Genomic DNA, 26,096 nt, shown 5'->3' on the forward strand with positions numbered 1-26,096 from the left:
CCTAAGCATTGTACTTGTCTGCAAACTTCACTTTTAGTTTCTTTTCAACGTAATCGGGAACCATATCATCGAGCTTGCCGCCAAAGCAGGCCAGTTCGCGGATGCCCGTCGAGCTGATATATGAATACTGGGTACTCGTCATGATGAATACCGTTTCGATGCGGGGCTCCACTTTTTTCATGAGCAGGGCCCGCTGGAATTCATATTCAAAATCACTCAGGGCCCGCAGGCCGCGAATAATGACGGTCGCACCGTGATCGATGGCGTATTCATTGAGAAGGCCGTGAAAGCTGACGACTTCAATATTGGGAATATGCTTCGTCGTTTCTCTCAGCATCTCTTCTCGTTCGGCCATCGTAAACAACGGCTTCTTTACGGGATTTTCAAAAACAGCAACGATAAGTTTATCGACTAGTTTGCTCCCTCGTTCAAAAATATCAATGTGTCCATTGGTAACAGGATCAAAACTGCCCGGACAAATACCGATTCGCACTTCTTTCAAACTCCTTCCCGGCGACGACGGATAAAAGCAATCCGCGTGTCATTTCCATAGGATTTTTCTCTGATGACCTCATACAATGTGTTCTCCGTTATGCCTTCATTCCGGCTGTATTCCATCAGAATCAATCCACCAGGAGCCAACAAATCGTATTGACCTATCAAAACAATTGTATCGTTCACCAAATTTTTGTTATACGGCGGGTCGGCAAAGATGTAATCAAACTGCCGCCCTTTCAGCCGTGCCAAAGCTTTTGCCGACGGGAGACGAAGGACCTCAGCGCGTTCATCAAAGCCGCAGAGCGACGCATTCTGACGAATGAGGGCCTGCGTATAATGGTCGATGAAGACGGCAGAATCGGCACCGCGGCTCAAGGCTTCTAATCCCAAGGCACCTGTACCCGCAAAGATATCGAGAACCCTTGCCCCGGCCAGACTGCCTCTGCTTTCAAGCATATTAAAAAGACTTTCCCGCGTGCGGTCCAAGGTCGGCCGGGTCAGCATTCCTTTCGGCGACTTCAAAATTCGCCCTCTGGCACTACCCGATATGATTCTCATAAGATCACCTGCTCGTACATAATCAATTATACACGTTTTTTAGTACATATCAATCTATTTTTTCTGAATTCGTTCGACCTTCAGTTCTCGTCCCTGTATCAAGCGGATAATATTATCCTTATGACGAACGACGACGAGAATGGCGGCCAGGAGGCCGAAAATCGTCAGCGGCAGCGGCTCGCCAAAGACGTATATCAGAATCGGCACCAAAACAGCGGCTACGATGGAGCCGAGGGAGACGATGCGCGTAATGGCGACGATGACGACCCAGACGGCAAAGACGATGAGCGTTTCCCACGGCGCCAAGAACAAGATGATGCCAAGGCCGGTGGCAACGCCCTTCCCGCCTTTGAATTTCAGAAAAATAGAGCACGAATGACCGACGATGGAAAGCAGCCCGCCGGCAATCATGAGATAGATCTGATCTGCCGGAGTGCCGATGCCGGCCTGGGAAGCAAGCTGCCCCAGGTAGACACCGAGCATGCCTTTCGCGACGTCGCAGAGGAGGACCAAAAGGCCGCCGACGGCGCCGAAGACGCGGTAGGCATTGGTCGCTCCCGTATTATGGCTGCCGTACTCACGAGGATCCGTATGATACAGGACCTTACCGATGATAAGGCCGCTCGGAATGGAGCCTGCGAGATAAGCCAGAACCAAGAAGAGGATACCGGTCATCATAAGCGGTCACCATCCTTCTTACCACGCAGGATAAGCCGGATGGGAGTGCCTTCAAAACCAAAGGTTTCGCGCAGTCGGTTTTCCAAAAAGCGCAGATACGAAAAATGCATGAGCTGGGGCTCATTGACGAAGAGAATGAAGGTCGGCGGCTGGACCGAAGCCTGGGTCATATAATAGATTTTCAGCAGTCGCCCGCCTTTAGCCGGCGGCGGATTGGTAAGCTGGGCATCTTCGATGAGTTCATTTAAGACGCTCGTCGATACGCGCATATGCTGCTGTTCCGATACGAATTTGACCATATCGGCCAGGCGATTGATACGCTGCTTCGTAAGGGCCGAAGCAAAGAGGATGGGCGCGTACTGGAGGAAAGCCAGTTCTCGACGGATGTCGTCTTCAAACTTATGGCTCGTCTTGCTGTCCTTTTCGACGAGGTCCCACTTGTTGACGACGATGATGCAGCCTTTGCCCGCTTCGTGGACGTAGCCGGCGATCTTCGTATCCTGTTCGGTAACGCCTTCCGTCGCATCGATGACCAGGACGGCAATGTCCGACCGATCGACGGCCCGCAGAGCCCGGACGACGCTGTACCTTTCGACAGGCATGTCGATTTTGGCCTTGCGGCGCATGCCGGCCGTATCGATGAGGACGAAGTCCGTTCCTTCATAAGACCAATGTGTATCGATAGAGTCGCGGGTCGTGCCGGGCACGTTGCTGACGATGACCCGGTCCTGCCCCAAGAGGGCATTGGTAAGGGACGATTTACCGACGTTCGGACGGCCGACGAGGGAGATGTGAATCGTATCGTCATCTTCTTCAAGGGCCGGTACTTCTTTGATATTCTTCAGGACTTCATCGAGAAGGTCGCCGAGATTCATCAAGTTGACGGCTGAAATCCCGATGGGGTCACCCAAGCCGAGATTATAAAATTCATAGATGTTCATTTCCTGTTCGACACTGTCGATCTTATTGACGACCAAGATGACCGGTTTCCCGCAGGAACGCAGGATATGGGCAATTTCTTCATCCTGAGGCTGGATCCCGACTTTCCCGTCGACGACGTATAAAATCACGTCGGCTTCGCGAATGGCCAGTTCTGCCTGATAGCGCATACTGGTGAAGATGTGGTCATTGGAATCAACGAATTCAATGCCCCCCGTATCGATCATGGTAAATTCTCGACCGAGCCATTCGGCATCAAAATAAATTCTGTCGCGCGTAACGCCGGGAATATCTTCAACGATGGAAATTCGTTTCTTGACAATCGCGTTAAACAGCGTCGATTTGCCGACATTCGGCCGACCGACGACGGCGACTAAGGGTTTATACATGGCATTATCCTTTCTATAAACGAAAAAAGGATAACCGGTACAGCCCGGCTATCCTCTTTTTACAAAGCCTTAGTTGTTTTCTTCTTCGTTATCCTGGTTAGCGAGGTAGTCGCGAACTTCCTGTTCTTCTTCATCTTTCTGAATAGCCAGAACGCTGAGAGAAATCTTCTTCTTATCTGTATCGATGCCGATGATCTTAACGTTCATGACATCGCCGATGTCGACCAGGTCTTTGACAGCCACGCCGCGTTTTTCAGTTAATTCAGAAATATGGAGCAAGCCCTGCAGTTCCGGATCGATAGCTAAGATAGCACCGAAAGGCAAGAGTTTCTTAACTTCACCTTTTACGATATCGCCGACTTCAAATTTTTCGATAGCTGCAATCCAGGGGTTCTTCTGAAGTGCTTTCAAGGAGAGGGAAATACGATTCCGTTCCTGATCGAACTTCTGAACGAGGACTTCGAGTTCTTCTCCGGCCTGGAGAACGTCTTCGACAGCATTGATGCGCTTCCAAGAAATATCAGAAATGTGAAGCAGGCCTTCTACGCCGCCGAGATCGATGAATGCGCCATAGGGCATGATCTTAACGACAGTACCTTTGATGACGGCCCCTTCTTCAATGTGTTTGAGGGCTTCTTCGCGTTTTGCTTCGCGTTCTGCTTCAAGTACAGCCTTACGGGACAGGACCAGACGGTTTTTGTGTTCGTCAATGTCGATGACTTTGACCTGGAAGGTTTCACCGACGAGGTAGTCCAAAGACTTCACGAATTTGATATCGCCCTGAGAGAGGGGGATAAATCCGCGGAGAGATTTGATAGAAACGACAAGACCAGCCTTGTTCGTTTCTTTACCAACACATTCGACGAGCTGATCATTTTCGAATGCTTCGCGAACTTCTTTCCAGTCTTCGACTTTCTTCATCTTGACGAGGGAAACGACAATAGCTCCTTCTTCTTTGATGTTGTTGGCAATTTCAACGGTCAGTTCATCGCCGACTTTGACAAAGTCACTTGCTTTTTCCGGAGCGGGAACAGCCATTTCCTTTTTCGGCAGAATTGCTTCCGCTTTCGTACCGATGGAAACATAGGCAGCATCATCATTCACAGAAATAACCGTGCCTTTGACCACGTCACCTTTCTTTGGATTTTCTTCATAGTCATACTTGTCCAACAATTCTTCACTCATTACTTCTGTGCCTTCAGCTTGCAAATTTTCCATAATCTTAACAACCTCCTGTATTATCCAATCCGGCGTAGAAGCGCCGGCTGTAATGCCTATATGATTCATACCACTGAACCAGTCCGTATCCAATTCGGCTGCTGTTTCAATGTGGTATGTCGGGCAATCCTGTTCACGGCATACCTGCGCGAGGCGGCCGGTGTTGGCGCTGTTCTTGCCGCCAATGACGATCATAGCGTCCACCTGACCTGCCAATTCTATCGCTGCCTGCTGACGCTGCTGCGTCGCCGTGCATATGGTCATATGCACATCGAGATGATTAGTCTTTTGTTGCAGGATAGCGGCGATACGCTTGAATTGCTCTTGAGAGAACGTCGTTTGTACGACGACTCCCATAGAATCGCAAAAGGGAATTTGTTGAGCCTCTTCTTCCCTGTCTATTATAATAGCACGATTTGCCCCCCATTGTGAAATACTAATTACTTCGGGATGGGCCTTTTCGCCTACGATTATAAGCTTTTCACCTTTTTCGATGATATTTTTGGCGTCTTGTTGGGCCTTTTTAACGTGCGGACACGTGGCATCTATGACTTTTAGTTCTCGTTTGTCGGCTTTTTCATAGATTTCCGGTCCGACGCCATGAGACCGAATTAAGACGACAGCCCCTTTTTCTACCTCATCCAAAGAGTCTACCGGCGACACGCCCTGTTCGGCGAGACGCCCGACAACTTGCGGATTATGGATGATAGGGCCTAAGGTGTGTGTTCCTTTTTCAGCCTGTCCGGCCAGTTCAACGGCTCGTCGGACACCATAGCAGAAGCCACAGGCTGCGGCGAGAGTTACTTTCATTTTTCGTCCCCTTTATACTGATTTTGCATAGCCACGATGGAATCGCGAATTTCTTCGGAAAAGGCCGTGACTACGTCGTGATCCGAGGCTTTTCCGGCCGGAGCCATGATGGGTTTTCCAAAAATGACTCGAACAGGCCCCGTCTTTTTCGGCAGAAATTCCGAATTGACGATGGCTGCCGGCAACACGGGCACCTTGGCCTTAATAGCGATACCGGCAAAGCCCTCATGAAAGGGGCCGACCGAGCCGCCTCGGGTCCGCTTCCCTTCCGGGAAAATCCCCAAAACCGCACCATTTTTCAATACCTTGAAGGATTCCATAACCGCCTTGCGGTCGATGCGGCCGCGATGGACCGGGAAGGTATGGACATAACGCAGGAACCAGCCCATGACCGGATTTCGGAAGAGTTCTTCCTTGGCCATGAAGTGGATGAGATGATGACGCATAGCCGTTCCCAAAAGGGGCGGGTCAAAGTTGCTGGCATGATTACAGGCTACGATAAAAGGCCCTTTTTCAGGTATATTTTCTTCGCCGATGACTTCCATGTCCAAGAAGCCGTACGTTGCGACATTGAAGATCCTGCGGATCGTATTATACATAAATTCATGCATCAGCCTCGCTCCTTCATAAGGCCGAGAATGACATCGGCCGTCTGTTGTAAATCGAGATCACTGTTGTCGACGACGACAGCATCATCGGCTTTTTTCAAAGGGGACACCTGGCGGTGGGAATCCATGTCATCGCGAGCGGCGATGCTGGCGGCGATGTCGTCATACGATTCGCTGCCGCCTTTGGCCTTTACTTCCAAATAGCGGCGTTGAGCCCGGGATGCGACAGACGCCGTAAGGAATATTTTGAGATCCGCATCGGGAAGGACGACGGTCCCGATATCGCGGCCGTCGAGGATGACGCCGCCTTCTTTGGCCATGGCCTTTTGTAATTTTACCAGTTTTTGCCGTACGACTGCAAGAGCTGCGACGGAAGAAACATGAGAGGATACGCGTTGCGTCCGAATGGCCTCGGTGACTTCCGTATCTCCAACGTAGACCCGACACAGGTCGGCCATCGGTTCAAGGCGGATGTCAACGGAATCCACCAAGGCCTTGACGGCATCGTCATCGGCAATGTCGACGCCGTTTTCCAGCACCGCCCAAGTAAAGGCTCGGTACATGGCCCCGGTATCAATGTATAAATAGCCGACTTTATTGGCCAAAAGTTTAGCCACACTGCTTTTTCCGGCTCCTGCCGGGCCGTCGATGGCAATCGTTAATTTTTTCATAGTCAGCCCTCCTTAGCAGCGGCCGTTCCGGCTACAAACCCTGTCGAAAAGGCTGCCTGTAAATTATATCCGCCCGTAAAGGCATCGATATCGATGACTTCCCCGGCAAAATAAAGGCCCGGAACGAGTTTCGACTCCATCGTCTTAGGGTCGATTTCCTTAACCGATACGCCGCCGGCGGTGACGATGGCTTCACTGATAGGCCTCGTCCCGGTCACCGTAAGGGGCAGGGCCTTAAAGGCTTCGACCAAGTGCTGGCGCTGTTCGCGGGAAATCTGATTGACCGGACAGTCTTTTGCTATCCCGGCTTCGTGAAGGATGACCGGAATGAGTCGCTGGGGCAACAGATCCTTTAAGCCGTTTACAGCTTCTTTGCGGATATATTTTTCAAAATCCCGACGCAGGCGGGCATCGAGTTTTTCCTTCGATAAGGCCGGTTTTAAGTCGATGCGAAGTTCTAAAGGGAAAGCGGCGCTCTTTTTATGGGCCGCTGCCGTACTGAGCATCAGGATAATCGGACCGGAAACGCCAAAGTGGGTAAACAGCATTTCCCCGAAGTGGACAGCGATTTTTTTCCCACGGCGCCATAGTGATCCTTCGACGTTTTTCAGGGACAGTCCCGACAAGTCATGGGGCCAGGATTCGGCCGTCGTAAAAGGGATGAGCGACGGCTTGAGTTCCGTCACCTCGTGCCCCAGCGATTTTGCAAAGCCGTAGCCGTCGCCGGTAGAACCGGTTACAGGATAGGACATGCCGCCTGTCGTGATGATACAGGCATCACCTTCATAAGTTCTCGAATCCGTTTGGACGACGAAGCGATGTCCCCAAGATTTAACGGCTTTAACGCCTTCCTTCAAATGCAGTTCGATGCTCTTACGGCACAGTTTGTGGTAAAAGAGCTTTCGCACTTCGATGGCGCTGTCAGACTGGGGGAAAATACGGCCGCCTCGTTCTTCTTTTGTCAGAAGGCCCCAGCCGTTCAGTTTATCCAGGAGATCCTGGTTGGTAAACTGCTGATAGGCACTGAACAGGAATTTTCCGTGCCCCGGTGTATGGGCGATGAAATCGGCCATGCTGCAGGAGTTGGTCAAGTTGCAGCGTCCTTTACCGGTGATTCCCATCTTCTTACCGACAATATCATTTTTTTCAAATAAATGTACTCTGGCTCCCGATTCAGCAGCAACCAGCGCAGCCATGATGCCGGCCGCACCGGCACCGATGACGAGTATTTCCTTCATAAAGACTCCTATTATTTATATTTATAGAGTTCGGCCACTTCTTCACGGGTCAAGGAGCGATAGGCTCCGCGCTTGACGCCGCTCAGGGTCAAAAAGGCATACTGGATACGGCGCAGGTTGTGAACCTGAAAGCCAAAGTATTCCAGCATGCGGCGGACCTGGCGATTGCGGCCTTCGTGAATGGTGATTTCCAGACTGGTCAGGTTCGTCCGAGGGTCGTAGTCGACGTAGACGACATCAGCCGGTGCCGTCATCCCGTCTTTCAGCTCGACGCCGTCGGCTAAATGCTGCAGAATCGAATCGGCAACTTGCCCTTTGACCTTGACTTCATACGTCTTATCGACGAGGCGGCTGGGATGCATCAGAATATTAGCCAGTTCGCCGTCATTGGTCATGAGCAGCAAGCCTTCTGTATTTTGGTCCAAACGGCCGACGGCATAGATACGGTCTTTTTCCTTCTTGAAGTAGTCCATGACCGTCGTCCGTCCTTGGTCGTCACTCGATGTGGTAATGACGCCCTTGGGCTTATTAAACAGGTAGTAATGCTTGGCCTGCACTTCAAGGGTCTTGCCGTCGACGGCAATGCGGTCCTTATCAGGATTGACCTTGGTGCCTAATTCCCGGACGACGACACCGTTTACGCGGACTCGTCCTTCTAATATCAGCTTTTCCGAAGCGCGCCGTGAAGCGACTCCGCAGTTACTCATTACTTTCTGCAACCGTTCTTCCATCAAGTCCATCCTCCGTAGTATCTACCGACAAGCGGCCGGCTAAATCAGCAAGGGAATCCATGCCGATACATTCCAAAAAATAAGCAGACGTCCCGTATAAAATCGGCCGTCCCGGACTGTCCTTGCGGCCGAGGTCGATGACCAATCCCTGCTGCACCAAAGAAGTCAGGACCCTTTCTGACGAAACGCCGCGCAGCTTTTCAATATCAGCCCGCGTCACAGGCTGCTTGAAGGCGATGATGGCCAGTACTTCAAGGGCCATGGGTGACAGTTCCTTCTTACCCGTCCGGACCCACTGCAGGGCATCGTGAAGATCCGGCCGGGTCACTAACTGATAGCCGCCGGCAACGCGGATGAGACGCAGCCCTCGCCGCTGATCTTCTAAAAGATGCTGCAGGCGGGCAGCAATTTTCTCAACGTCCTCCAAAGGCCATCCCAGGTGTTCACTGATATCGGCTTCGGTCATGGCGTCGCCGCTCAAAAAGAGGAGGGCTTCCAGAAGTGCCGTCGGCTCGCGGTTATCCTTTTGGCGTGTATCGTAAGGCAATGGTATTCCCATCCTTTCCCTCAGCGACGGTCATACATTGACCGACCTTGAGCAATTCTAAAACCGCCAAAAAGGTTACGACAAGTTCGACGCGGGATCGACAAGCCTGAAAAATGGCAGCTGCCGTCATCGTCCCCTTGGCCCGGCGCAGGGCGTAGGTGACGCGGCGCATGCATTCGCCGACGCTGTATATTTCTTTCTGAATCCGTATCTCTACGGCTTCCGGTTCCGGCAGGGCCTGACATACTTGCTGAAAGGCGTCGTAGAGGGCCTTGGTATCGATATGGCCTTCGAAGCGGGTTTCGTAAGGCATAGGCGCCGGCAGGCGTCCCATCATCAGGCTGCGGGCATCCCACAAACTGCCCATGGCCTGAGACAGGGCCTTCATCTTTTTATACTCTACGAGCTGCCGGACCAAGACTTCCTGCGGGTCTTCTTCGTCGTCAACCACTTTAGGCTGTTTCGGCAGGAGCAGCCGCGATTTTATCTGCAAAAGGGTCGCTGCCATGACAAAAAACTTACTGGCATAGTCGACATCAAAGGCGTCGATGTCCGCTACATAAGCATTGAACTGATCGGCAATGTCAACGATAGGAATGTTATAAATGTCGACTTTGTTCTTTTCAATCAAATAGAGCAACAGATCTAAAGGTCCTTCAAAATCCGATACTCTATACTTGTATTCAGTCATGATTCATTATAACCCATTTTTCAGATAATTTAAACGGACTGCGAAAAGGAGCTGTCCAAAGACAGCTCCTTTGTTTTGCAAGGACTTCGGCCACGGCCAACGCCGCTTACACGTTGTTGATTTGGTGCCGGGGACCGGAATCGAACCGGTACGGATATTTCTATCCGACGGATTTTAAGTCCGTTGCGTCTGCCAGTTCCGCCACCTCGGCATGACGAAAGAAAAAATATGGAGGCGGCACCCAGAATCGAACTGGGGATGAAGGTTTTGCAGACCTCTGCCTTACCGCTTGGCTATGCCGCCATAAATGGAGCGGAAAACGAGGCTCGAACTCGCGACCCCCACCTTGGCAAGGTGGTGCTCTACCACTGAGCTACTTCCGCATTGGTGGTGCTCAGGGACGGAATTGAACCGCCGACACGGGGATTTTCAGTCCCCTGCTCTACCGACTGAGCTACCTGAGCATTTGGCGACCCCGATCAGATTTGAACTGACGATCTTCGCCGTGACAGGGCGACATGTTAAACCGCTACACCACGGGGCCATTTGCTTTCATTCTTCGGGGCTGTCTCGGTATTTCTTAGTGCCTCGAACAAAAACTATTCTACTACAAAACGATGACTTTGGCAAGTATTATTTTTTAAATTCAATAATATTTTTTCAGAGGGTTAATTGCAATACCAATCAGGACACTCGAGACAATTCGGCCTGACATTTCGATTCGTGCTTCTACGCCTTGCCGCATCATGCAAAAGGCCGCCTATACGGCGGCCCTGCAAGTCATATAAGGTTATTTTGCATAATCGACCATCCGCGTTTCGCGAATGACGACAACTTTAATCTGTCCCGGATATTCCAGTTCAGCTTCAATACGTTTAATGATGTCATGGGTCAAGAGGACACAATCGGATTCATCCAATTTATCCGGTTTGACCATAACCCGGATTTCACGTCCGGCCTGGATGGCAAAGCAGTCTTCGACACCATCAAAGGACTCAGCAATTTCTTCGAGCTTCGTCAGGCGTTTCAGATAGTTTTCCAACGTTTCCCGACGGGCACCCGGGCGAGCGGCCGATACGGCGTCAGCAGCAGCGACCAAGACGGCTTCCACACTCTGTGCTTCTTCATCGCCGTGATGGGCGGCAATGCCGTTGACAACCAGCTTCGATTCGCCGTATTTCTTGGCGATTTCGACACCGATAGAGACGTGTGTCCCTTCCAGTTCATGGTCCAAGGCTTTCCCGATATCGTGAATCAAGCCGGCTCGCTTAGCCAGCTTTTCATCGACACCCAATTCAGCAGCCATAATGCCTGCCAGCTGGGAAACTTCGATAGAATGGCGCAGTACATTCTGGCCATAGCTGGTGCGGTAGCGCAAGCGGCCGAGAATCTTAATGAGTTCCGGATGGAGCCCGTGAACCCCGGCTTCATACGTCGCCTGTTCACCGGCTTCGCGGATCTTCTGGTTGATTTCTTTACGAGCCTTTTCGACCATTTCTTCAATCCGTGCCGGATGAATACGGCCGTCGGCAATCAGTTTTTCTAAGGCAATGCGGGCGATTTCCCGACGGATCGGATCGAAGCACGACAAGATGACGGCTTCCGGCGTATCGTCGATGATGAGGTCGACACCGGTGAGCATTTCAATAGCCCGGATGTTTCGCCCTTCACGGCCGATGATACGGCCCTTCATTTCATCGTTCGGCAGGGACACGACAGACACCGTCGTTTCAGCGACATGGTCGGCAGCACAGCGTTGAATAGCCACGGAAATAATTTCCCGAGCCTTGCTTTCGGCCTCTTCATGAGCCTGTTCTTCAAGCATCTTGATCATCTGTGCCGTTTCATGTTTTACTTCACTTTGAACGTTGTTCAAAAGCAGTTCTTTAGCATCTTCATAAGTCAAGCCGGAAATCCGTTCCAATTCGGCCATCTTCTGTTCGTGAATGGCTTCGACTTTTTCCTGCATGCGCGTCACTTCTTCTTCTTTGCGCTGCAAGACGTCTTCCTTCTTTTCCATGGAATCGGACTTTTTGTCTAAATGTTCTTCTTTTTGCATCAAACGCCGTTCAAAGCGCTGTAATTCCGTGCGACGTTCCTTGTTCTCCCGCTCGGCATCGCTTCGCAGTTTATGGATTTCTTCCTTGCCTTCAAGGACCAGTTCTTTTTTGCGAGCTTCCGCATTCTGCTGGGCTGTGGCAATGATCCGCTGCGCTTCGACTTCAGCCTGGCCGATTTTGCCTTCAGCAATTTTCTTGCGATAGACATAGCCGGCACCGACGCCGATGAGGATACAAACAATGGCTACGACAGCAGCCATAGTAGTAGTCAGCATAGTAACAAATTCACCTCCCCTTCACAAAAAAAAGCCGAACTTACCGTCCGGCTTTTTTTATGAGTATGTAAAATTTACTTCATGTTCAAAAAACCTACAATTATGCAAAATATGGACCAGTGTATCAAACCGGCTCCTTTAATTGTAATTTTTTTTCATATCAATGTCAAGATGGACTTGGCGTCTCCGACCCTATTTTGACCGATTGTCAACCCTCGTCGCCAACCGTAAAGGAAGCGATGACTTCGGCAATGACGGAGGGAGAAAAACCGCGGTATTGGAGATATCGCGCCGCCTTTCTCTTTTCATCGTACCGGCGGGAAAACTTTCGCTCAGCAAGATTTTCTGCCAAGGTGTATTCATCAGGACGTTCAATATCGTCCGGCACCGTCAGTTGACGGCGTCGAAGGCAATTGGCGATATACAGATGGCCGTACTGCTTTTTCCGGACATAGTAGGCGTAGACCTGGCGAGCCAGGCGGTCGTCATCGATGAAGTGTTCCTCTTTCAGCATAGCCATCACTTCGTCGATGACGTCGTCACGGACATCCCGCCGCCGCAGCTTGGTGCGCAGTTCGCCTTCACTTAAGAAGCGAACATTGAGCAGCTGCAGGGCTTTTTCATAGGCCTCACGATAGGTCATTTATTCCTCTTCGTCGCTTTCCGGTACGGCTTCAGCGGCCGATTCCATCATTTCTTCATCCATGACGTCGTCGAATTTTTCCGGTTCTGCCGCCAGGGTATCGCGAATGATCTTTTCGACTTCGTCCGTAATTTCCGGATGTTCCTTCATGAAAATCTTGACATTTTCCTTGCCTTGTCCCAGTCGTTCTCCTTTGTAAGAGTACCAGGTGCCGCTCTTTTCAATAATATCCATGGACGTGCCCAAGTCAAGGACCGTCCCTTCACGGGAAATGCCCTGACCGTACATGATATCGAATTCGCAGTGTTTAAAGGGCGGTGCCACTTTATTTTTGACGACTTTGACCCGAGCTCGGTTGCCGATGACGTCGCCGCCGGATTTGATGGCTTCCCCTTTACGAATTTCCATGCGGATAGAAGCATAGAATTTCAAGGCCCGGCCGCCGGTCGTCGTTTCCGGGTTGCCGAACATGACACCGACTTTTTCACGGAGCTGGTTAATGAAGATGACCATGGCCTTCGACTTGGAAATAATCCCCGTCAATTTACGCAAAGCCTGGCTCATGAGGCGGGCCTGGAGGCCGACGTGGGAGTCGCCCATTTCGCCTTCGATTTCGGCCTTCGGAACCAAGGCGGCTACGGAGTCGACGACGATGACATCGACGGCACCGCTGCGGACAAGTTCTTCCGTGATTTCAAGAGCCTGTTCGCCGTTATCCGGCTGGGAAATGAGCAGCTCGTTCGTATCGACGCCGAGGTGGCGGGCATAGACCGGATCGAGGGCGTGTTCAGCATCGATAAAGGCTGCAATGCCGCCGTTCTTCTGGGCTGACGCAATGGCGTGCAGGGCCAGGGTCGTCTTCCCGGACGATTCGGGGCCATAGATTTCAATGACTCGTCCCCGGGGATATCCGCCGACGCCGACGGCCAAGTCGACGGCCAGGGAACCCGAGGAGATAACTTCTAAGTTCATCTTGTCAGCAATGTCGCCGAGGCGCATGATAGCGCCCTTACCAAAGTCTTTTTCAATCTTGCGCATTGCATTTTCAAGTGCTGTCTGTTTCGCGTCCAAAATCATTCCTCCTAACGGTTATTTGTTTTTATGGTTCACAAGATAGCGCACTACATAATAGATGGCCCGTACGGCTGCGCGCCGCTTGATTTCAGCACGGCCCCCGTGGTAGACGTCACGGTGGACCAAAGTCCCCCAAGGGCCGCTGACGCCGGTATAGACAAGTCCTACAGGCTGTTCTTCCGTACCGCCGCCGGGTCCGGCAATGCCCGTCGTGCTGACAGCGATGTCGCTCCCATAAAGGCGGCGGCTTCCGTCCGCCATTTCAGCAGCGGTTTCCGAACTGACGGCCGTATATCGTTCCAGTGTCTCATGAGAGACACCGAGGAGTTTCTCTTTCATTTCATTGCAGTACGTTCCGGCCGAACCGCGAAAATAGTCGGAAGCACCGGGGACATCGGTAATAAGGGACCCGACCAAGCCTCCCGTACAGGATTCGGCCGCGCTGACGATATAGCCCGCCTGACGGACTTCTCGTCCCAGAACGTCAGCCATCGTTTCATCATTAAAACTGACGATTTGATCATTGAGACGGCGGCGTACTTCTTCTTCGAGCGGTAAGAGAAGCTCCTCGGCCTGTTCTTCACTGTCGGCGCGGGCCGTGAGGCGGACTTCGACGAATCCCGGGCGGGCGTACATGGCCAAGGTCGGATTCGACTGGTCTTTGACGAGATCCATCAGCCGTTCTTCAATAAAAGCTTCACCCATATCATAAATCTTGATATAGAGAGAGCGGATGGACCCTTGGCTGCCAAAAGTCTGAAGAAGCCATGGTTTCAGCCGATTTTCATACATCCATCGCATTTCACTGGGCGGTCCCGGCAAGTGGACCAAGGTCTTGCCACCGCCCTGCATGGCAACGCCCGGCGCGGTGCCGGCCTCGTTGTCAAAGACATCAGCGCCTTCAGGAATCATGGCCTGACGCTTCTGGTTTTCGGTCATCGTCACCGTACCGTGATGGGCTGTCACCCAGGCCTGGACCGCATCGGCAATGGCCGGGTCATAAACCAGGGGGCAATTCATCAATTCGGCACCGATAATCTTGGTCATGTCGCCTTGTGTCGGCCCGAGGCCGCCCGTCGTAATGACGATGTCGGCCCGGGAAAGGGCCGTCTTCAAGACATCTTTCATACGCTTCGGGTTATCGCCGACCGTCGTATGATAGACGACGAAGTATCCCATTTCATTGAGCTGTTTCGATAAGTAGGCCGAATTATAATTGGTAATTTCCCCCAGCAATAATTCAGAGCCCGTCGTAACAAGTTCTACTATCATTCCCAATCACCTCGGTTAATCGAGCCGTTCAGCCACGAGATCATAGGCAAAGCCCTGGGCAATGCGGACCGGGATCATGTCCCCGGGCTGTACACCCTCGGCATCTTCCAAATAGGTCAGGCCATCGACATCGGGCGCCTGGATTTCAATGCGTCCGACGGCTTGGGTCACACCTTTTTCTTGTTCTACTTTTTCGACTAACATCGTATGCACCGAACCTTCCAGTTCTTGGTTGCGGATTTCCGACACCTTGGCCTGGATGGCCATGAGCTGATGATAGCGTTCTTCTTTTATCTCTTCCGGAATCTGGCCGTCCATGGTGGCCGCCGGCGTCCCTTCTTCTTGAGAATAGGTAAAGACGCCGACGTCATCAAATTCCGTTTCCCTTACAAAGTCGCAGAGAGCCTGGAATTCAGCTTCCGTTTCACCGGGGAACCCGACGATAAAGGTCGAGCGCAGGGTAAGCTTGCGGCCGTGACTGCACAGTTTTTTAATGAGGCGACGCACATCGTCTTCCGAATCGCGGCGGTTCATGCGGCGCAGGACCGGTTCGGCAATGTGTTGGAGCGGCAAATCGACATAGGGACAGATTTTATCTTCCTTCACGATGAGATCCATCAATTCATCCGTAAAGTAATGGGGATAGAGGTAGAACAGACGGATCCAGCGGATGCCTTCGATGGGAACCAATTGGCGCAGGAGATCTGGCAGCAGGGAATGGCCGGCAATATCGACGCCGTAACTCGTCGTATCCTGGGCGATGAGGTTGATTTCCTTTACACCGTCGGCAGCCAGCTGCTGCACTTCAGCTACAATCGATTCGATGGGACGACTGTACAATTTCCCCCGAACGTGAGGAATAATGCAGAAAGAGCAGCCGTTGTTGCAGCCTTCGCCGATTTTTACATAGGCACTATACGTCGGCGTCGTCCGCATGCGGCTCGTATGCTGATCGTACAAATGACTGACATCGTCGATGAAGCAGGCTTTACGGCCCTTTTTGACAGTATCGATGGCTTCCCAGATGCGGTCCCATGAACCGGTACCCAAGAGGGCGTCGATTTCCGGCATTTCCTTCATCAGTTCTTCTTTATACTGCTGGCTGAGGCAGCCCGTTACGATGAGAATCTTGCAGTTGCCCTCCGTTTTATAGCGGGCTGCCTGCAAAATGGTATCGATGGATTCCTGCTTTGCCTTTTCAATAAAGGTACAGGTATTGACGATAATAATGTCAGACTGGGAGAGATCCTCTGTGATCTCCATGTGGCGGTCGCGGAGGATGCCCAGCATGACTTCTGTATCGATGAGATTTTTAGAACAGCCTAAGCTGACAAATCCGATCTTTTCCATGTATCGTTATTTTTCCTTTCCGAAGCGAATTGATTTGATCCACCATGACTGTAAGCTGCGGCGGCCTTCATCAGAATATAATTTTTTTACCGGGAATAAGACGAGTCCCCGTCCGTTGGCATCGAGCTCAGGCTGAGCCTGCGGCAGGGCATCGCTCATGAAAATGTGCTTTTGCTGTAAGACGGCATTAGCCTCTGGCGAATAGATCCAATCGGCAAAAGCATTGGCTAATTCTCCGTCCTCGCACCAATTGGTGACAGCTATCCCCGTCAGCCAGTACGACGTACCGTCTTGGGGATAGATGATATAAATAGGCGCTCCGTCATTTCGATACTGCTTAGCAGACGAAGCATCGGCTACGCCGATATCGGCTTCCCCGCTGGCAACGCGGCGGACGTTAACCGGCATCGATTTCGAATAGGAAGCGACGTGACTTTGCAAGGCACGCAGGTAGCGTTCACTTTCATCGAGGCCCTTCATCTCTACGAAAGAACAGAGGAATTCGCCGGCCATATCCATGGCAGCCAGGTCCGGAAAGGCCAGCAGCATCTGAGGATCGGTCAACAGGTCATCCCAAGTAGAAAGGAGCTGGCCTCGCCGTTCATAATAAGACTGACTGACGACAAAGACCATCGGATTGTACCATAAACCGCTCCACATGCCATCGTCATCTTTCATGGACGACGGGATATTGTCGGTATAGGCCGACTCATACGGCTGGAGAACGCCATTTTGCTTTTGCGTACGCAAATCATCTTCCGAAGCGATGAGGATATCCGGCTTAGGACCGTTGATATTCCCCAGCGACTGGCGCATATCGCTGTCGGTCTTAGAATAAATCTGCACCCGCAAATGCTTCTGCTTATAAAATTCTCGGGCCAAACCGTCATTGACATCCTGGGGCAAATCCGAAAAGATGACGAGATGACGGCCGGCTTCATAAGCCCGTTGTGCTTCTTCCTGCTGGTGCTTCATCAAGATGGGCCACGCCAGACCCAACAGTAAGATGACGAAGACGCTGAGCACGACAAAAGGCACGTATTTCTTCATTGTATTCACCTGAATTTTCTAGTTCGATTCAAATCCTTCCGCCTTTGTCCGGAACGGACAGGCGAACGGCCATGGCGGCCGCTGCCGAGCGGACGGCCTGACTGACTTTGATGACGCCGTGGTGCAATGAGGCACTTCGGCCCGTAACCGATGAGGTCACGACGGCCCGCCAGGCATAAGGCCTTATAGACAATATCATAATTCGCCGGGTTCTTGTACTGCATAAGGGCCCGCTGCATCTGCTTTTCTTCTGCCCTGCGAGCCACGTAGACCTTTTGCCCGGTCAAGGGATTGATACCGGTATAATACATGGCCGTCGACAAACTGCCCGGCGTCGGGATAAAATCCTGGACCTGTTCAGGCTGCATATGCATGTCCCGCAGAAATTCGGCCAGGGCTACGGCATCTTTTAAGGTACAGCCCGGATGACTGGACATGAAATAGGGGACCAAGTACTGTTTCTTGCCCAGTTCCCGATTGGCTTCATCGAACCAGTCCTTAAAGGTCAGAAATGCGTTGACATCGGCTTTTCCCATGAGGTCGGTCACGTGTTTGACGACGTGTTCCGGCGCGACTTTCAGCTGACCGCTGACGTGATACTGGCAGAGTTCTTTGACGAATTCTTTGTTGCCGTCGGCCAATACGTAATCATAGCGAAGGCCGGAGCGAACGAAGACCTTCTTCACACCTTTTACATGACGAATTTTCCGCAGGAGCTGCAGATAATCGTCATGGGACGTATTGAGGTTCTGACAGGTTTCACTGCCGATACAGTGGCGATTGCGGCAGACGCCGTCAGTCAGCTGCTTTTGACAAGCCACGTGACGAAAGTTGGCCGTCGGACCGCCGACATCGTGAATATAGCCTTTAAATCCCGGCAGCTTCGTCATCCGTTCGGTCTCGCGAACGAGGGATTCCTGGCTGCGGTGCTGGATGATGCGTCCTTGGTGGCTGGCAATGGCGCAGAAATGACAGTGGCCGAAACAGCCGCGCTGACTGGTCAGGCTGAACTGTACTTCCTGCAAAGCCGGAACCCCACCGGCAGCGTCGTAATCAGGATGCCAGCGACGCTGAAAGGGCAGCTCGTAAATGGCATCCATCTCTTCCGTCGAAAGGGGCAGGGCCGGCGGCGTCTGGACGACGAAGCGGTTTTCTGACGGCTGGATGATGGTCTTTCCGTAAAAAGGATCCTGCTCTTCATACTGCATTTTAAAAGCCTTGGCAAAAGCCGCTTTATCGGCCCGGACCTCTTCATAAGACGGGCAGACGACGGTCTTGTCCGAAATAGGCGGTTTCCCGGTCACGTAGCAGATGCCGCGGATGTCGTACATCTCAGCGACGGACTTACCTTCAGCCAGGGCATCGGCGATTTCTACAATAGAGTGTTCCCCCATGCCATAACTGAGGATATCGGCCTTGCTGTCGAGGAGTATCGAGTGGCGCACCTTATCGGACCAGTAGTCATAATGAGCAAAGCGGCGCAGGCTGGCCTCGATACCGCCGATGATGATGGGCACGTCTTTATAGGCCTCGCGCATGCGATTGGCATAGACAATCGTCGCCCGTTCCGGCCGATGCCCCGTTTCCCCACCCGGCGAATAACTGTCGCGACTGCGGAACTTTCGAGCCGCCGTCTTTTCATTGAGCATGGAATCGAGGTTGCCTGCCGTAATCAAAGCGGCCAGCCGCGGACGGCCTAAGGCTTTAAAGGCGTCTGCACTGTGCCAGTCAGGCTGGGAAATCAGGCCGACACGATAGCCCCGGCTTTCGAGGACGCGGCCGATAAGGGCTGCGGCAAAACCGGGGTGATCGACATAGGCGTCGCCATTGATGTAGACAAAATCAAGTTGATCCCAGCCGCGTCTTTTCATATCGTCCCGACTGGTTACTAAGAAATTCTCGCGCATATGGCTCCTTATTTACATTAAAATCCAAATGATGAGCAACAGAAAAATGATGATGCCGGCCACAATCGTAATTTCCGGCCAATTTCCCTGCCGCGTCTTTTTCTTCTTACTGTCTTTCCTATTTTTTTGATGTTTGGCAGGAACGATGGTCCGCACTTCGGGTCTTGGCGTCCGTTCTTCAACGGAGGCCTTATATTCTTGGACCAAGGCAATGCCGTCCAGTTCCAAAAAATTGCCGTAGTTTCGGATAAAGCCTTTGACGAATACGGCGCCGGGAATGGCATCATATTCATTGGCTTCCAAGGCTTCCAAGTATTCCCGCTTTATATTGAGGGCCTCCGATACGTCTTGTAAGGTCAGACCCTGTTGTTCTCTCGCTAATCGTAATACGTCACCGATCGAAGATTCCTTCACTGTCTTTCTCTCCCTATTTACTATAATCGTATCCTTTATTATATAACAGATACGACAAAGGGTACAGGGGTTCAGCCCAAATACTTCTGTTGGACTTCGTCGGCAGTCATCAAAATATCCCGCGGCTTACTGCCGTTATTGGGGCCGACGATGTGCATAGCTTCCATCATATCGATCATGCGGGCAGCCCGCGTATAGCCGATGCGGAAGCGGCGCTGGAGCATAGACGTCGAAGCCTGGCCGGTCTCGAGAACCATATCGATGGCCTGACGCATGAGGTCATCTTCAAAAAAATCGACGCTGTCTTCGGCGTTTTCAGACTGGGCCTTTTGGACCGACTCATCGTAATGAGGCCCGTCCTGGCCCTTGATAAATTCGACCATCTCGTCGATTTCTGAGTCGGAAATAAAAGCGCCTTGGACGCGAAGCGGTTTGGAAGCGCCGAGCGGATAAAAGAGCATATCCCCTTTACCGATGAGTTTATCGGCGCCGGCCATGTCCAGGATCGTCCGAGAATCGACCTGACTCGATACGGCAAAGGCAATACGGCTGGGCACATTGGCCTTAATAAGGCCGGTCAGGACGTCTACAGACGGACGCTGCGTGGCCAGGACTAAGTGCATGCCGCAGGCGCGGGCTTTCTGGCCTAGGCGGATGATCGACTTTTCGACGTCATCGGAGGCCATCATCATGAGGTCAGCCAATTCATCGATGATGATGACGATAAAGGGCATCGTTTCCTCAGGATGAAGTTCGTTATAACGAGAAATATCCCTCGTATGAGTGAGGGCAAATCGCTTGTAGCGGTCATCCATTTCGCGAACGGCCCAGCGCAGGACACTGGCGGCCTTCTTGGGATCGGTCACGACCGGGGTCAGCAAATGAGGAATCCCGTTGTAGTTTGATAATTCAACGACTTTCGGATCGATGAGGATTAATTTTACGTCTTCCGGCCGCTGCTTAAAGAGGATGCTGGCAATGAAGGTGTTGATGCAGACACTCTTCCCGGAACCCGTAGACCCTGCCACCAGAAGATGCGGCATCTTGGTCAAATCGGCTACGATGGGATTGCCGGCAATATCTTTCCCCAAGCAGACAGGAACGCCTCTGGCGGCCTTTTGGAAGGTTTCACTTTCGATGACGTCGCGCAGGTTGACGCCGGTCAGTTTCTTATTCGGAACTTCAATGCCAACGGCAGCCTTGCCGGGAATCGGCGCTTCGATACGGATATCCGTCGCTGCCAATTTAAGGGCAATGTCATCGGCCAAATGAACGATTTTACTGACCTTGACACCGGCAGCCGGTTCCAGTTCGTAGCGTGTAATGGACGGCCCCTGGCTGGCATTTAAAATCTTGGCATCGATGTTGAAGCTCTGCAGGGTTTCTTTTAAAATAGCAGCATTTTCCCGAACTTCATCACTGAGACCGACCGTATGCTGGGGACCTGGCTTCAGAATGGAAACAGACGGCAGGCGGTACAATTTCTTGCCCTCCGCTTTAGGCACGGCACTGCTGCCTTCATCACTGAGTTCGACAGCCACACTGCTCTGTTCGACTTCAATCGGTTTGATATCGTCCATATCGTGGCTGAGGACATCCCGTTCTTCGGCTAAGGATGGAGCCTTGGTCGGCTGAACGTCGTGCGCCGTCGGTTCCGCATCGGAAACGACGGTTTCATGGATCTGACTGTAATCGGGAGCCTCTTCCATATCGTCTACGCCCTGTTCAAGGATGTTATCCCAATAATCATCTGCCTCTTCGGAAGACAGGTTTTCCTCGATAGGACGAGAATCAAAGCTGACTTCTTCAACGCCGTTTCCAAGATCCCGGGCATCGGAAATCTGAATGCCCTCGGGCTGTGCTTCCGGAACGGCAGTCGGTGCCTTGTCCGGCTCTTCCTTGGGAGCCTGATCAAGAGCTTGAAAATCGAAAATCTTCCGCTTTTCATGCCATTGGCGCAGGGACTGGGAGGCATCCTGCAGGCCTTCGACGGCTTTTCCGGAAACGCGGGCCGCTTCCTGGCCGGCCTTATCGGCTACGACGGCTACAGGTTGAGAAATCGACCAATTCTTCCAAATCAGAAAGGTAACGATAGCCGCTCCCACAATGGCCATAAAGGCCCCAAAAAAGCCGAGAAACTGCTGCAGCACCGAGGATACGACGGCCCCGATGATACCTCCTCCGACAGACAAGCTGGACGGCAGGAATTCCGTCCCTTCCGGAATGACCAACAAATGAATGAGTCCTAAGAGGAGCACATAAATCCAAGTACCGATGAGCCAGGACCGCGATACGGGGCAGGCCTTGCGAACGACAATATACTTCAGCCCCAGAACGACCAAAGACAGGCTGACGACAATCCGTCCCAAGCCAAAGATATACGATAAGACATTATCCACATTATGTCCGATACGACCGGTATCGATGCCCATAAACCCGACGGTCGCGAAGACGCCGAATAAGATGCAGAAAATACCGATAATCTCATATTTTAAAAGGGGCGACTTCTCTGCCCGTTTGGCAGTCCGAGTCCGCCGGGTCGTCCGCTTGCGGCGGGGGCTTTTAGGGGTCCTTCCGTTTGCCAAAATAGTTCACCTTCCACTAATAGATTACTTGTCACTGCGGCGTTTATGCCAGGCAGCGGCCATATCTTTTTCATGGCCATAAGGTCTTTCCTGATAATACGACGCACCTTTCAGGGCCTCCGGCAAATACTGCTGATTGACCCAGGCGCCGTCAAAATCGTGAGGATACTGATAATTTATACCGTGCCCCAACTTGGCGGCTCCGCTGTAATGACTGTCCCGCAAATAAGGCGGAATGTCGCCGCAGTCTTTACGGCGCACATCGCTGAGGGCCGCATCGACGGCAAGGTAAGCGCTGTTGCTCTTGGGTGCACAGGCAATATAGATGACGGCTTCCGACAAGATGATCCGTCCTTCAGGCCAGCCGACAAATTGAACGGCTTGAGCCGCTGCATTGGCGATGACCAAGGCCTGGGGATCGGCAAGGCCGACGTCTTCAGCAGCACAGATGACCAGGCGGCGGGCAATAAAGGACGGCTGCTCGCCGGCTTCGATCATGCGGGCCAGGTAATGCAGGGCCGCATCGGGATCAGAACCGCGCATGCTTTTTATAAAGGCCGATACCGTATCATAATGGGCATCGCCTTTCTTATCATAGGTATACACCTTATGACCGGCTACTTTTTCGATGGCTTCCTGTGTCAACTTCCCGCCGGCAGGAACGACCATGGCAACCTGTTCCAACAAATTAAGGCCTACGCGGGCATCGCGGTCAGCCAGGCGGGCAATGGTTCCCAGCATTTCGTCGCTGCCTTCAATGCCGAGGTTTCCCAATCCCTTCACCGTATCGGTCAGCGCCCTGCGCAGCACAGACACGACGGCCTGTTCTGACAAGGGCTGAAGGGAAATGACCCGCAGCCGGGATAATAAAGGTCGGTTGACTTCAAAATAAGGATTTTCCGTTGTGGCCCCGACCAAGATGACCGTCCCGTCTTCGACATAAGGCAGGAGCACGTCTTGCTGACTCTTATTGAAGCGGTGGATTTCATCGATAAAGAGAATCGTCCGCTTTTGGTATAAATGAACCGCTTCCTTGGCAGCTGCAATCACTTTTCGCAGCTCTGCCGTCCCGGCGGTTACGGCATTCAAGGTCACAAAGCGGCTGTCCGTTTCCGTTGCGATGACATGGGCCAGCGTCGTCTTGCCGACGCCGGACGGGCCATAGAACAAGAGCGACGGGATCGTATCCCGTTCAATCATCATCCGAAGGAAACTCCCCGGACCTATCAATTCATCCTGTCCATAGACGTCGTCCAATGATTCAGGCCGCATGCGGACGGCCAGCGGCGCATACTCCCTGCCGCTCCGTTCATCGGCCATGGAAAATAAATCGTCTCCGCTCATTTGTTTGCTCTCCAGACTAAATAGAACGCCGCCAAGAGGTTCTTAGCGGCGGAAACATACATACATTCGTGAACAAGAAAAGAGCCCCACCATGCCGTTTATAAACCGAGTTTTGAGCCTGCCTAAGCAGGTGGGTGTCCTCCTATATGGGTCGACAGTCCAGTGAAGGCATTGCCTCGCAATATAGAGACCGAACTCCCAATGTAAAAAGTGTTGGTTCAAAACATCGAGACCATTTACGTACACAGTAGGGTTTCTTCTTGTACATAGTATAATAAAATACTCAAGAAAAATCAAGCCTTGACAATGTGAAAAGGGGCTGCTGCCCATACAGCATCCCCTTTTCAAGACCTTAGCAGGCCCCGGAAGGACCTGTTAACGACTTTATGACACCGATGAAAATCGGTCTTATTTTACAACCTTTTTAACCGTTTCGACGACATTTTCTGTCGTGAAGCCGAATTTTTTGAACAGCGTGCCTGCCGGGGCCGAAGCGCCGAAGGACTTCATGGAAACCGTAGCACCGTCGAGGCCGACGTATTTGCCCCAACCGAAATCGGAAGCGGCTTCTACAGCGACGCGGGCCCGAACTGCTTTCGGGAGTACCTGTTCTTTATAGGCTTCATCCTGCTGTTCGAAGAGTTCGAGGCAGGGCATGCTGACGACGCGGACGTCGATACCATCCTTCGCCAATTCAGCCTTGGCGTTGACAGCCAATTCGACTTCAGAGCCGCTGGCCATGATGATGGCATCGGGAACGGCTTTCGAAGCGTCGGCAATGACGTAAGCACCCTTCAAAGCGTCTTTACTGCTGCCGGCAAGCTGCGGCAGGTTCTGACGCGTGAGGACCAAAGCCGTCGGCGTTTTCTGGCTGGTAACGGCTAAGTACCAACCGGCTGCCGTTTCCGTAGCATCGGCCGGACGGAAGACATTGACGTTGGGAATGGAACGCAGCATCGCCAGCTGTTCAATCGGTTCATGTGTCGGGCCGTCTTCGCCGACACCAATGCTGTCATGGGTCAGGACGTACGTCGTCGGGAGTCCCATCAGAGCAGCCAGGCGGATCATCGGTTTCATGTAATCACTGAACACGAAGAAGGTACCGGCATAGGGGCGGACACCGCCGTGAAGGGCCAAACCGTTAGTCATGGCACCCATAGCCAGTTCGCGGACGCCGAAGTGGATGTTGCGGCCGCTGTAATCGGCTTTCCCGAAAGAGCCTTCGCCCTTCATTTCCGTCTTGTTCGACGGAGCCAGGTCAGCACTGCCGCCAAAGAGCTGCGGAATGCGGTCTTTTAAGCGGTTGATCATCGTACCGGACAGGCTGCGCGTTGCCTGCGGTTTATCTTCATAAGCCCAGAATTCTTCATCGTTTAAGAGGGCTTCTGCATCAATATCGGAATGGAAAGCATCCCATTTGGCCTTCATGTCCGGAAAAGCAGCCACGTAAGCGTCGAACAGCTTCTGCCAATCCTTTTCGGCAGCTGCGGCTTTCCGGCTCAGTTCTTCATAATGGGTGTAAACTTCGTCGGGAACGTAGAAGGTTTCTTCCGGCTTCGGCCAGTTGAGGTTTTTCTTCATAGCAACGACGTTTTCTTCGCCGAGAGGCGAGCCATGAGCATCGGCAGACCCCTGTTTAGCCGGGCAGCCGTAACCGATCTGGGTCTTAATGGTAATGAACGACGGATGTTCTTTATCGGCTTTTGCTTCTTCGATAGCTTTGCCGATGGCGGCCATGTCTGTGCCGTCTTCGACGGTGATAGTCTGGAAGCCGAAAGCGGCCATGCGGGCCTGGACATTTTCCGTGAAGGCCAGATCCGTACTGCCTTCAATAGAAATGCTGTTGCTGTCATAAAGAATAACCAGCTTGGACAGGCCAAGGGTTCCGGCCAAGGAAAGGGCTTCGGACGAAATACCTTCCATCAAGCAGCCGTCGCCGCAAAGAGCAAAGGTGTAGTGGTCGACGACGGGATAGTCCGGTTTATTGAAAACAGCCGCCAAATGAGCTTCGGCCATAGCCATGCCGACAGCCATGCCAAGGCCTGCACCGAGAGGACCCGTCGTAGCTTCAACGCCGGTCGTATGGGCATATTCCGGATGGCCCGGTGTCAAGGAGCCGTCTTGACGGAACTGCTTAATATCATCCAAGGTAAGGCCGTAGCCATACAAGTGAAGCAGCGAATACAGCAGCATCGAGCCGTGGCCGGCAGAGAGGATAAAGCGGTCCCGGTTCGCCCATTTCGGGTCTTTTGCATTGTGGTTCATGTGATTTGCCCAAAGTTCATAGGCAATCGGGGCAGCCCCCAAGGGCAGTCCGGGATGGCCGGAATTTGCCTTTTGGATTGCATCCGCCGACAATACACGAATGGCATTTACACAAGTCGTATCAATGGTGCTCATTAGTCAAATCGCTCCTTTTTAGGTTCGTTAAATATAAATAAACATTTACACTTTATTATGTAAAAAAAGGACTGTCCTGTCAATGGCAAAATGTCTTTTCGAATATGAATTCATTCGCTTGGCTGTCATTTAGGATAGCCAAAAAG

Annotated in this window: 22 protein-coding genes, 5 tRNA genes and 1 other RNA gene; all 28 read right to left on the reverse strand. The window is 52.1% G+C overall.

Features of this window, described 5'->3' with window-relative positions; translation table 11 throughout:
• Position 1: 1 nt before the first annotated feature.
• The 28 genes from coaD to tkt all read right to left on the reverse strand — a co-directional run bounded on the left by coaD (position 2) and on the right by tkt (position 25,950).
• Complete coding sequence (gene coaD / locus A0U42_RS02010) at positions 2 to 493, reverse strand: pantetheine-phosphate adenylyltransferase (protein ID WP_065359670.1); 492 nt, start codon at positions 491 to 493, stop codon at positions 2 to 4.
• A 5-nt stretch (positions 494 to 498) separates the two neighbouring features.
• Positions 499 to 1,056, reverse strand: a complete 558-nt coding sequence (gene rsmD, locus A0U42_RS02015; protein WP_044503242.1) for a 16S rRNA (guanine(966)-N(2))-methyltransferase RsmD — start codon at positions 1,054 to 1,056, stop codon at positions 499 to 501.
• A 54-nt stretch (positions 1,057 to 1,110) separates the two neighbouring features.
• Positions 1,111 to 1,734 (reverse strand): glycerol-3-phosphate 1-O-acyltransferase PlsY, encoded by a 624-nt coding sequence (gene plsY / locus A0U42_RS02020; RefSeq protein ID WP_065359671.1) that lies wholly within the window; start codon positions 1,732 to 1,734, stop codon positions 1,111 to 1,113.
• On the reverse strand, positions 1,731 to 3,062 hold the full coding sequence (der, locus tag A0U42_RS02025; RefSeq protein WP_065359672.1) for a ribosome biogenesis GTPase Der: 1,332 nt from the start codon (positions 3,060 to 3,062) through the stop codon (positions 1,731 to 1,733). Before der ends, plsY begins: the two co-directional genes overlap by 4 nt.
• Positions 3,063 to 3,131: 69 nt before the next feature.
• Positions 3,132 to 5,090 carry a bifunctional 4-hydroxy-3-methylbut-2-enyl diphosphate reductase/30S ribosomal protein S1 gene (locus A0U42_RS02030; protein ID WP_044503245.1) on the reverse strand — a complete coding sequence of 653 codons (1,959 nt, stop codon included), beginning with the start codon at positions 5,088 to 5,090 and terminating at the stop codon, positions 3,132 to 3,134.
• On the reverse strand, positions 5,087 to 5,701 hold the full coding sequence (locus A0U42_RS02035; protein WP_065359673.1) for a 1-acyl-sn-glycerol-3-phosphate acyltransferase: 615 nt from the start codon (positions 5,699 to 5,701) through the stop codon (positions 5,087 to 5,089). The genes A0U42_RS02030 and A0U42_RS02035 overlap by 4 nt, the downstream gene beginning before the upstream one ends.
• Positions 5,701 to 6,369 (reverse strand): (d)CMP kinase, encoded by a 669-nt coding sequence (gene cmk / locus A0U42_RS02040; protein WP_065359674.1) that lies wholly within the window; start codon positions 6,367 to 6,369, stop codon positions 5,701 to 5,703. Before cmk ends, A0U42_RS02035 begins: the two co-directional genes overlap by 1 nt.
• Before the next feature lie 2 nt (positions 6,370 to 6,371).
• A complete protein-coding gene (locus A0U42_RS02045; RefSeq protein WP_065359675.1) occupies positions 6,372 to 7,607 on the reverse strand; it encodes an NAD(P)/FAD-dependent oxidoreductase in 1,236 nt (411 codons plus the stop codon).
• Between the two features lie 11 nt (positions 7,608 to 7,618).
• The gene (locus tag A0U42_RS02050) at positions 7,619 to 8,338 is read right to left on the reverse strand and encodes a pseudouridine synthase (RefSeq protein WP_083122154.1); all 720 of its coding nucleotides are present in this window, start codon (positions 8,336 to 8,338) and stop codon (positions 7,619 to 7,621) included.
• Positions 8,307 to 8,885 (reverse strand): SMC-Scp complex subunit ScpB, encoded by a 579-nt coding sequence (gene scpB / locus A0U42_RS02055; RefSeq protein WP_065359676.1) that lies wholly within the window; start codon positions 8,883 to 8,885, stop codon positions 8,307 to 8,309. Before scpB ends, A0U42_RS02050 begins: the two co-directional genes overlap by 32 nt.
• A complete protein-coding gene (locus A0U42_RS02060) occupies positions 8,857 to 9,576 on the reverse strand; it encodes a ScpA family protein (RefSeq protein ID WP_044503250.1) in 720 nt (239 codons plus the stop codon). Before A0U42_RS02060 ends, scpB begins: the two co-directional genes overlap by 29 nt.
• A gap of 122 nt (positions 9,577 to 9,698) precedes the next feature.
• Positions 9,699 to 9,787, reverse strand: a tRNA-Leu gene (locus tag A0U42_RS02065).
• 18 nt (positions 9,788 to 9,805) lie between these two features.
• Positions 9,806 to 9,879 (reverse strand) — tRNA-Cys (locus A0U42_RS02070).
• A gap of 5 nt (positions 9,880 to 9,884) precedes the next feature.
• A tRNA-Gly gene (locus A0U42_RS02075) sits at positions 9,885 to 9,959 on the reverse strand.
• Between the two features lie 5 nt (positions 9,960 to 9,964).
• A tRNA-Phe gene (locus tag A0U42_RS02080) sits at positions 9,965 to 10,040 on the reverse strand.
• 3 nt (positions 10,041 to 10,043) lie between these two features.
• A tRNA-Asp gene (locus tag A0U42_RS02085) sits at positions 10,044 to 10,120 on the reverse strand.
• A 246-nt stretch (positions 10,121 to 10,366) separates the two neighbouring features.
• Positions 10,367 to 11,896: a ribonuclease Y gene (gene rny / locus A0U42_RS02090; protein ID WP_141669487.1), complete on the reverse strand. Its 1,530-nt coding sequence runs from the start codon at positions 11,894 to 11,896 to the stop codon at positions 10,367 to 10,369.
• 223 nt (positions 11,897 to 12,119) lie between these two features.
• Positions 12,120 to 12,554, reverse strand: coding sequence for a regulatory protein RecX (locus A0U42_RS02095; protein ID WP_065359678.1), 435 nt, complete (start codon positions 12,552 to 12,554; stop codon positions 12,120 to 12,122).
• Positions 12,555 to 13,631: a recombinase RecA gene (gene recA / locus A0U42_RS02100; protein ID WP_176698837.1), complete on the reverse strand. Its 1,077-nt coding sequence runs from the start codon at positions 13,629 to 13,631 to the stop codon at positions 12,555 to 12,557.
• 12 nt (positions 13,632 to 13,643) lie between these two features.
• The gene (locus tag A0U42_RS02105; RefSeq protein ID WP_065359679.1) at positions 13,644 to 14,900 is read right to left on the reverse strand and encodes a competence/damage-inducible protein A; all 1,257 of its coding nucleotides are present in this window, start codon (positions 14,898 to 14,900) and stop codon (positions 13,644 to 13,646) included.
• 15 nt (positions 14,901 to 14,915) lie between these two features.
• Positions 14,916 to 16,250, reverse strand: coding sequence for a 30S ribosomal protein S12 methylthiotransferase RimO (gene rimO, locus A0U42_RS02110; RefSeq protein WP_065359680.1), 1,335 nt, complete (start codon positions 16,248 to 16,250; stop codon positions 14,916 to 14,918).
• 6 nt (positions 16,251 to 16,256) lie between these two features.
• Positions 16,257 to 17,300, reverse strand: a complete 1,044-nt coding sequence (locus A0U42_RS02115) for an ABC transporter substrate-binding protein (protein ID WP_065359681.1) — start codon at positions 17,298 to 17,300, stop codon at positions 16,257 to 16,259.
• 5 nt (positions 17,301 to 17,305) lie between these two features.
• Positions 17,306 to 19,207 carry a YgiQ family radical SAM protein gene (locus A0U42_RS02120; RefSeq protein ID WP_083122157.1) on the reverse strand — a complete coding sequence of 634 codons (1,902 nt, stop codon included), beginning with the start codon at positions 19,205 to 19,207 and terminating at the stop codon, positions 17,306 to 17,308.
• 12 nt (positions 19,208 to 19,219) lie between these two features.
• Positions 19,220 to 19,621, reverse strand: coding sequence for a RodZ family helix-turn-helix domain-containing protein (locus A0U42_RS02125; RefSeq protein WP_081651679.1), 402 nt, complete (start codon positions 19,619 to 19,621; stop codon positions 19,220 to 19,222).
• A 71-nt stretch (positions 19,622 to 19,692) separates the two neighbouring features.
• Positions 19,693 to 22,206, reverse strand: a complete 2,514-nt coding sequence (locus tag A0U42_RS02130) for a DNA translocase FtsK (protein ID WP_044503257.1) — start codon at positions 22,204 to 22,206, stop codon at positions 19,693 to 19,695.
• Positions 22,207 to 22,230: 24 nt separating this feature from the next.
• Positions 22,231 to 23,550 carry a replication-associated recombination protein A gene (locus tag A0U42_RS02135; protein ID WP_065359682.1) on the reverse strand — a complete coding sequence of 440 codons (1,320 nt, stop codon included), beginning with the start codon at positions 23,548 to 23,550 and terminating at the stop codon, positions 22,231 to 22,233.
• Positions 23,551 to 23,629: 79 nt separating this feature from the next.
• A non-coding RNA gene (ssrS, locus tag A0U42_RS02140) (6S RNA) lies at positions 23,630 to 23,807 on the reverse strand.
• Between the two features lie 151 nt (positions 23,808 to 23,958).
• Complete coding sequence (gene tkt / locus A0U42_RS02145) at positions 23,959 to 25,950, reverse strand: transketolase (protein WP_065359683.1); 1,992 nt, start codon at positions 25,948 to 25,950, stop codon at positions 23,959 to 23,961.
• Between the last annotated feature and the right edge of the window lie 146 nt (positions 25,951 to 26,096).

The organism is Megasphaera sp. DISK 18 (assembly GCF_001682955.1).
GTDB classification, from domain to species: domain Bacteria; phylum Bacillota; class Negativicutes; order Veillonellales; family Megasphaeraceae; genus Megasphaera; species Megasphaera massiliensis.

Bases quoted from the DNA above. Each gene is read 5' to 3' on its own strand.
- rsmD (WP_044503242.1), bottom strand. From the start codon at position 1,056: ATGAGAATCATATCGGGTAGTGCCAGAGGGCGAATTTTGAAGTCGCCG.
- plsY (WP_065359671.1), bottom strand. From the start codon at position 1,734: ATGATGACCGGTATCCTCTTCTTGGTTCTGGCTTATCTCGCAGGCTCC.
- der (WP_065359672.1), bottom strand. From the start codon at position 3,062: ATGTATAAACCCTTAGTCGCCGTCGTCGGTCGGCCGAATGTCGGCAAA.
- A0U42_RS02030 (WP_044503245.1), bottom strand. From the start codon at position 5,090: ATGAAAGTAACTCTCGCCGCAGCCTGTGGCTTCTGCTATGGTGTCCGA.
- A0U42_RS02035 (WP_065359673.1), bottom strand. From the start codon at position 5,701: ATGCATGAATTTATGTATAATACGATCCGCAGGATCTTCAATGTCGCA.
- cmk (WP_065359674.1), bottom strand. From the start codon at position 6,369: ATGAAAAAATTAACGATTGCCATCGACGGCCCGGCAGGAGCCGGAAAA.
- A0U42_RS02045 (WP_065359675.1), bottom strand. From the start codon at position 7,607: ATGAAGGAAATACTCGTCATCGGTGCCGGTGCGGCCGGCATCATGGCT.
- A0U42_RS02050 (WP_083122154.1), bottom strand. From the start codon at position 8,338: ATGGAAGAACGGTTGCAGAAAGTAATGAGTAACTGCGGAGTCGCTTCA.
- A0U42_RS02060 (WP_044503250.1), bottom strand. From the start codon at position 9,576: ATGACTGAATACAAGTATAGAGTATCGGATTTTGAAGGACCTTTAGAT.
- rny (WP_141669487.1), bottom strand. From the start codon at position 11,896: ATGGCTGCTGTCGTAGCCATTGTTTGTATCCTCATCGGCGTCGGTGCC.
- A0U42_RS02095 (WP_065359678.1), bottom strand. From the start codon at position 12,554: ATGACCTATCGTGAGGCCTATGAAAAAGCCCTGCAGCTGCTCAATGTT.
- recA (WP_176698837.1), bottom strand. From the start codon at position 13,631: ATGATTTTGGACGCGAAACAGACAGCACTTGAAAATGCAATGCGCAAG.
- A0U42_RS02105 (WP_065359679.1), bottom strand. From the start codon at position 14,900: ATGATAGTAGAACTTGTTACGACGGGCTCTGAATTATTGCTGGGGGAA.
- rimO (WP_065359680.1), bottom strand. From the start codon at position 16,250: ATGGAAAAGATCGGATTTGTCAGCTTAGGCTGTTCTAAAAATCTCATC.
- A0U42_RS02115 (WP_065359681.1), bottom strand. From the start codon at position 17,300: ATGAAGAAATACGTGCCTTTTGTCGTGCTCAGCGTCTTCGTCATCTTA.
- A0U42_RS02120 (WP_083122157.1), bottom strand. From the start codon at position 19,207: ATGCGCGAGAATTTCTTAGTAACCAGTCGGGACGATATGAAAAGACGC.
- A0U42_RS02135 (WP_065359682.1), bottom strand. From the start codon at position 23,550: ATGAGCGGAGACGATTTATTTTCCATGGCCGATGAACGGAGCGGCAGG.
- tkt (WP_065359683.1), bottom strand. From the start codon at position 25,950: ATGAGCACCATTGATACGACTTGTGTAAATGCCATTCGTGTATTGTCG.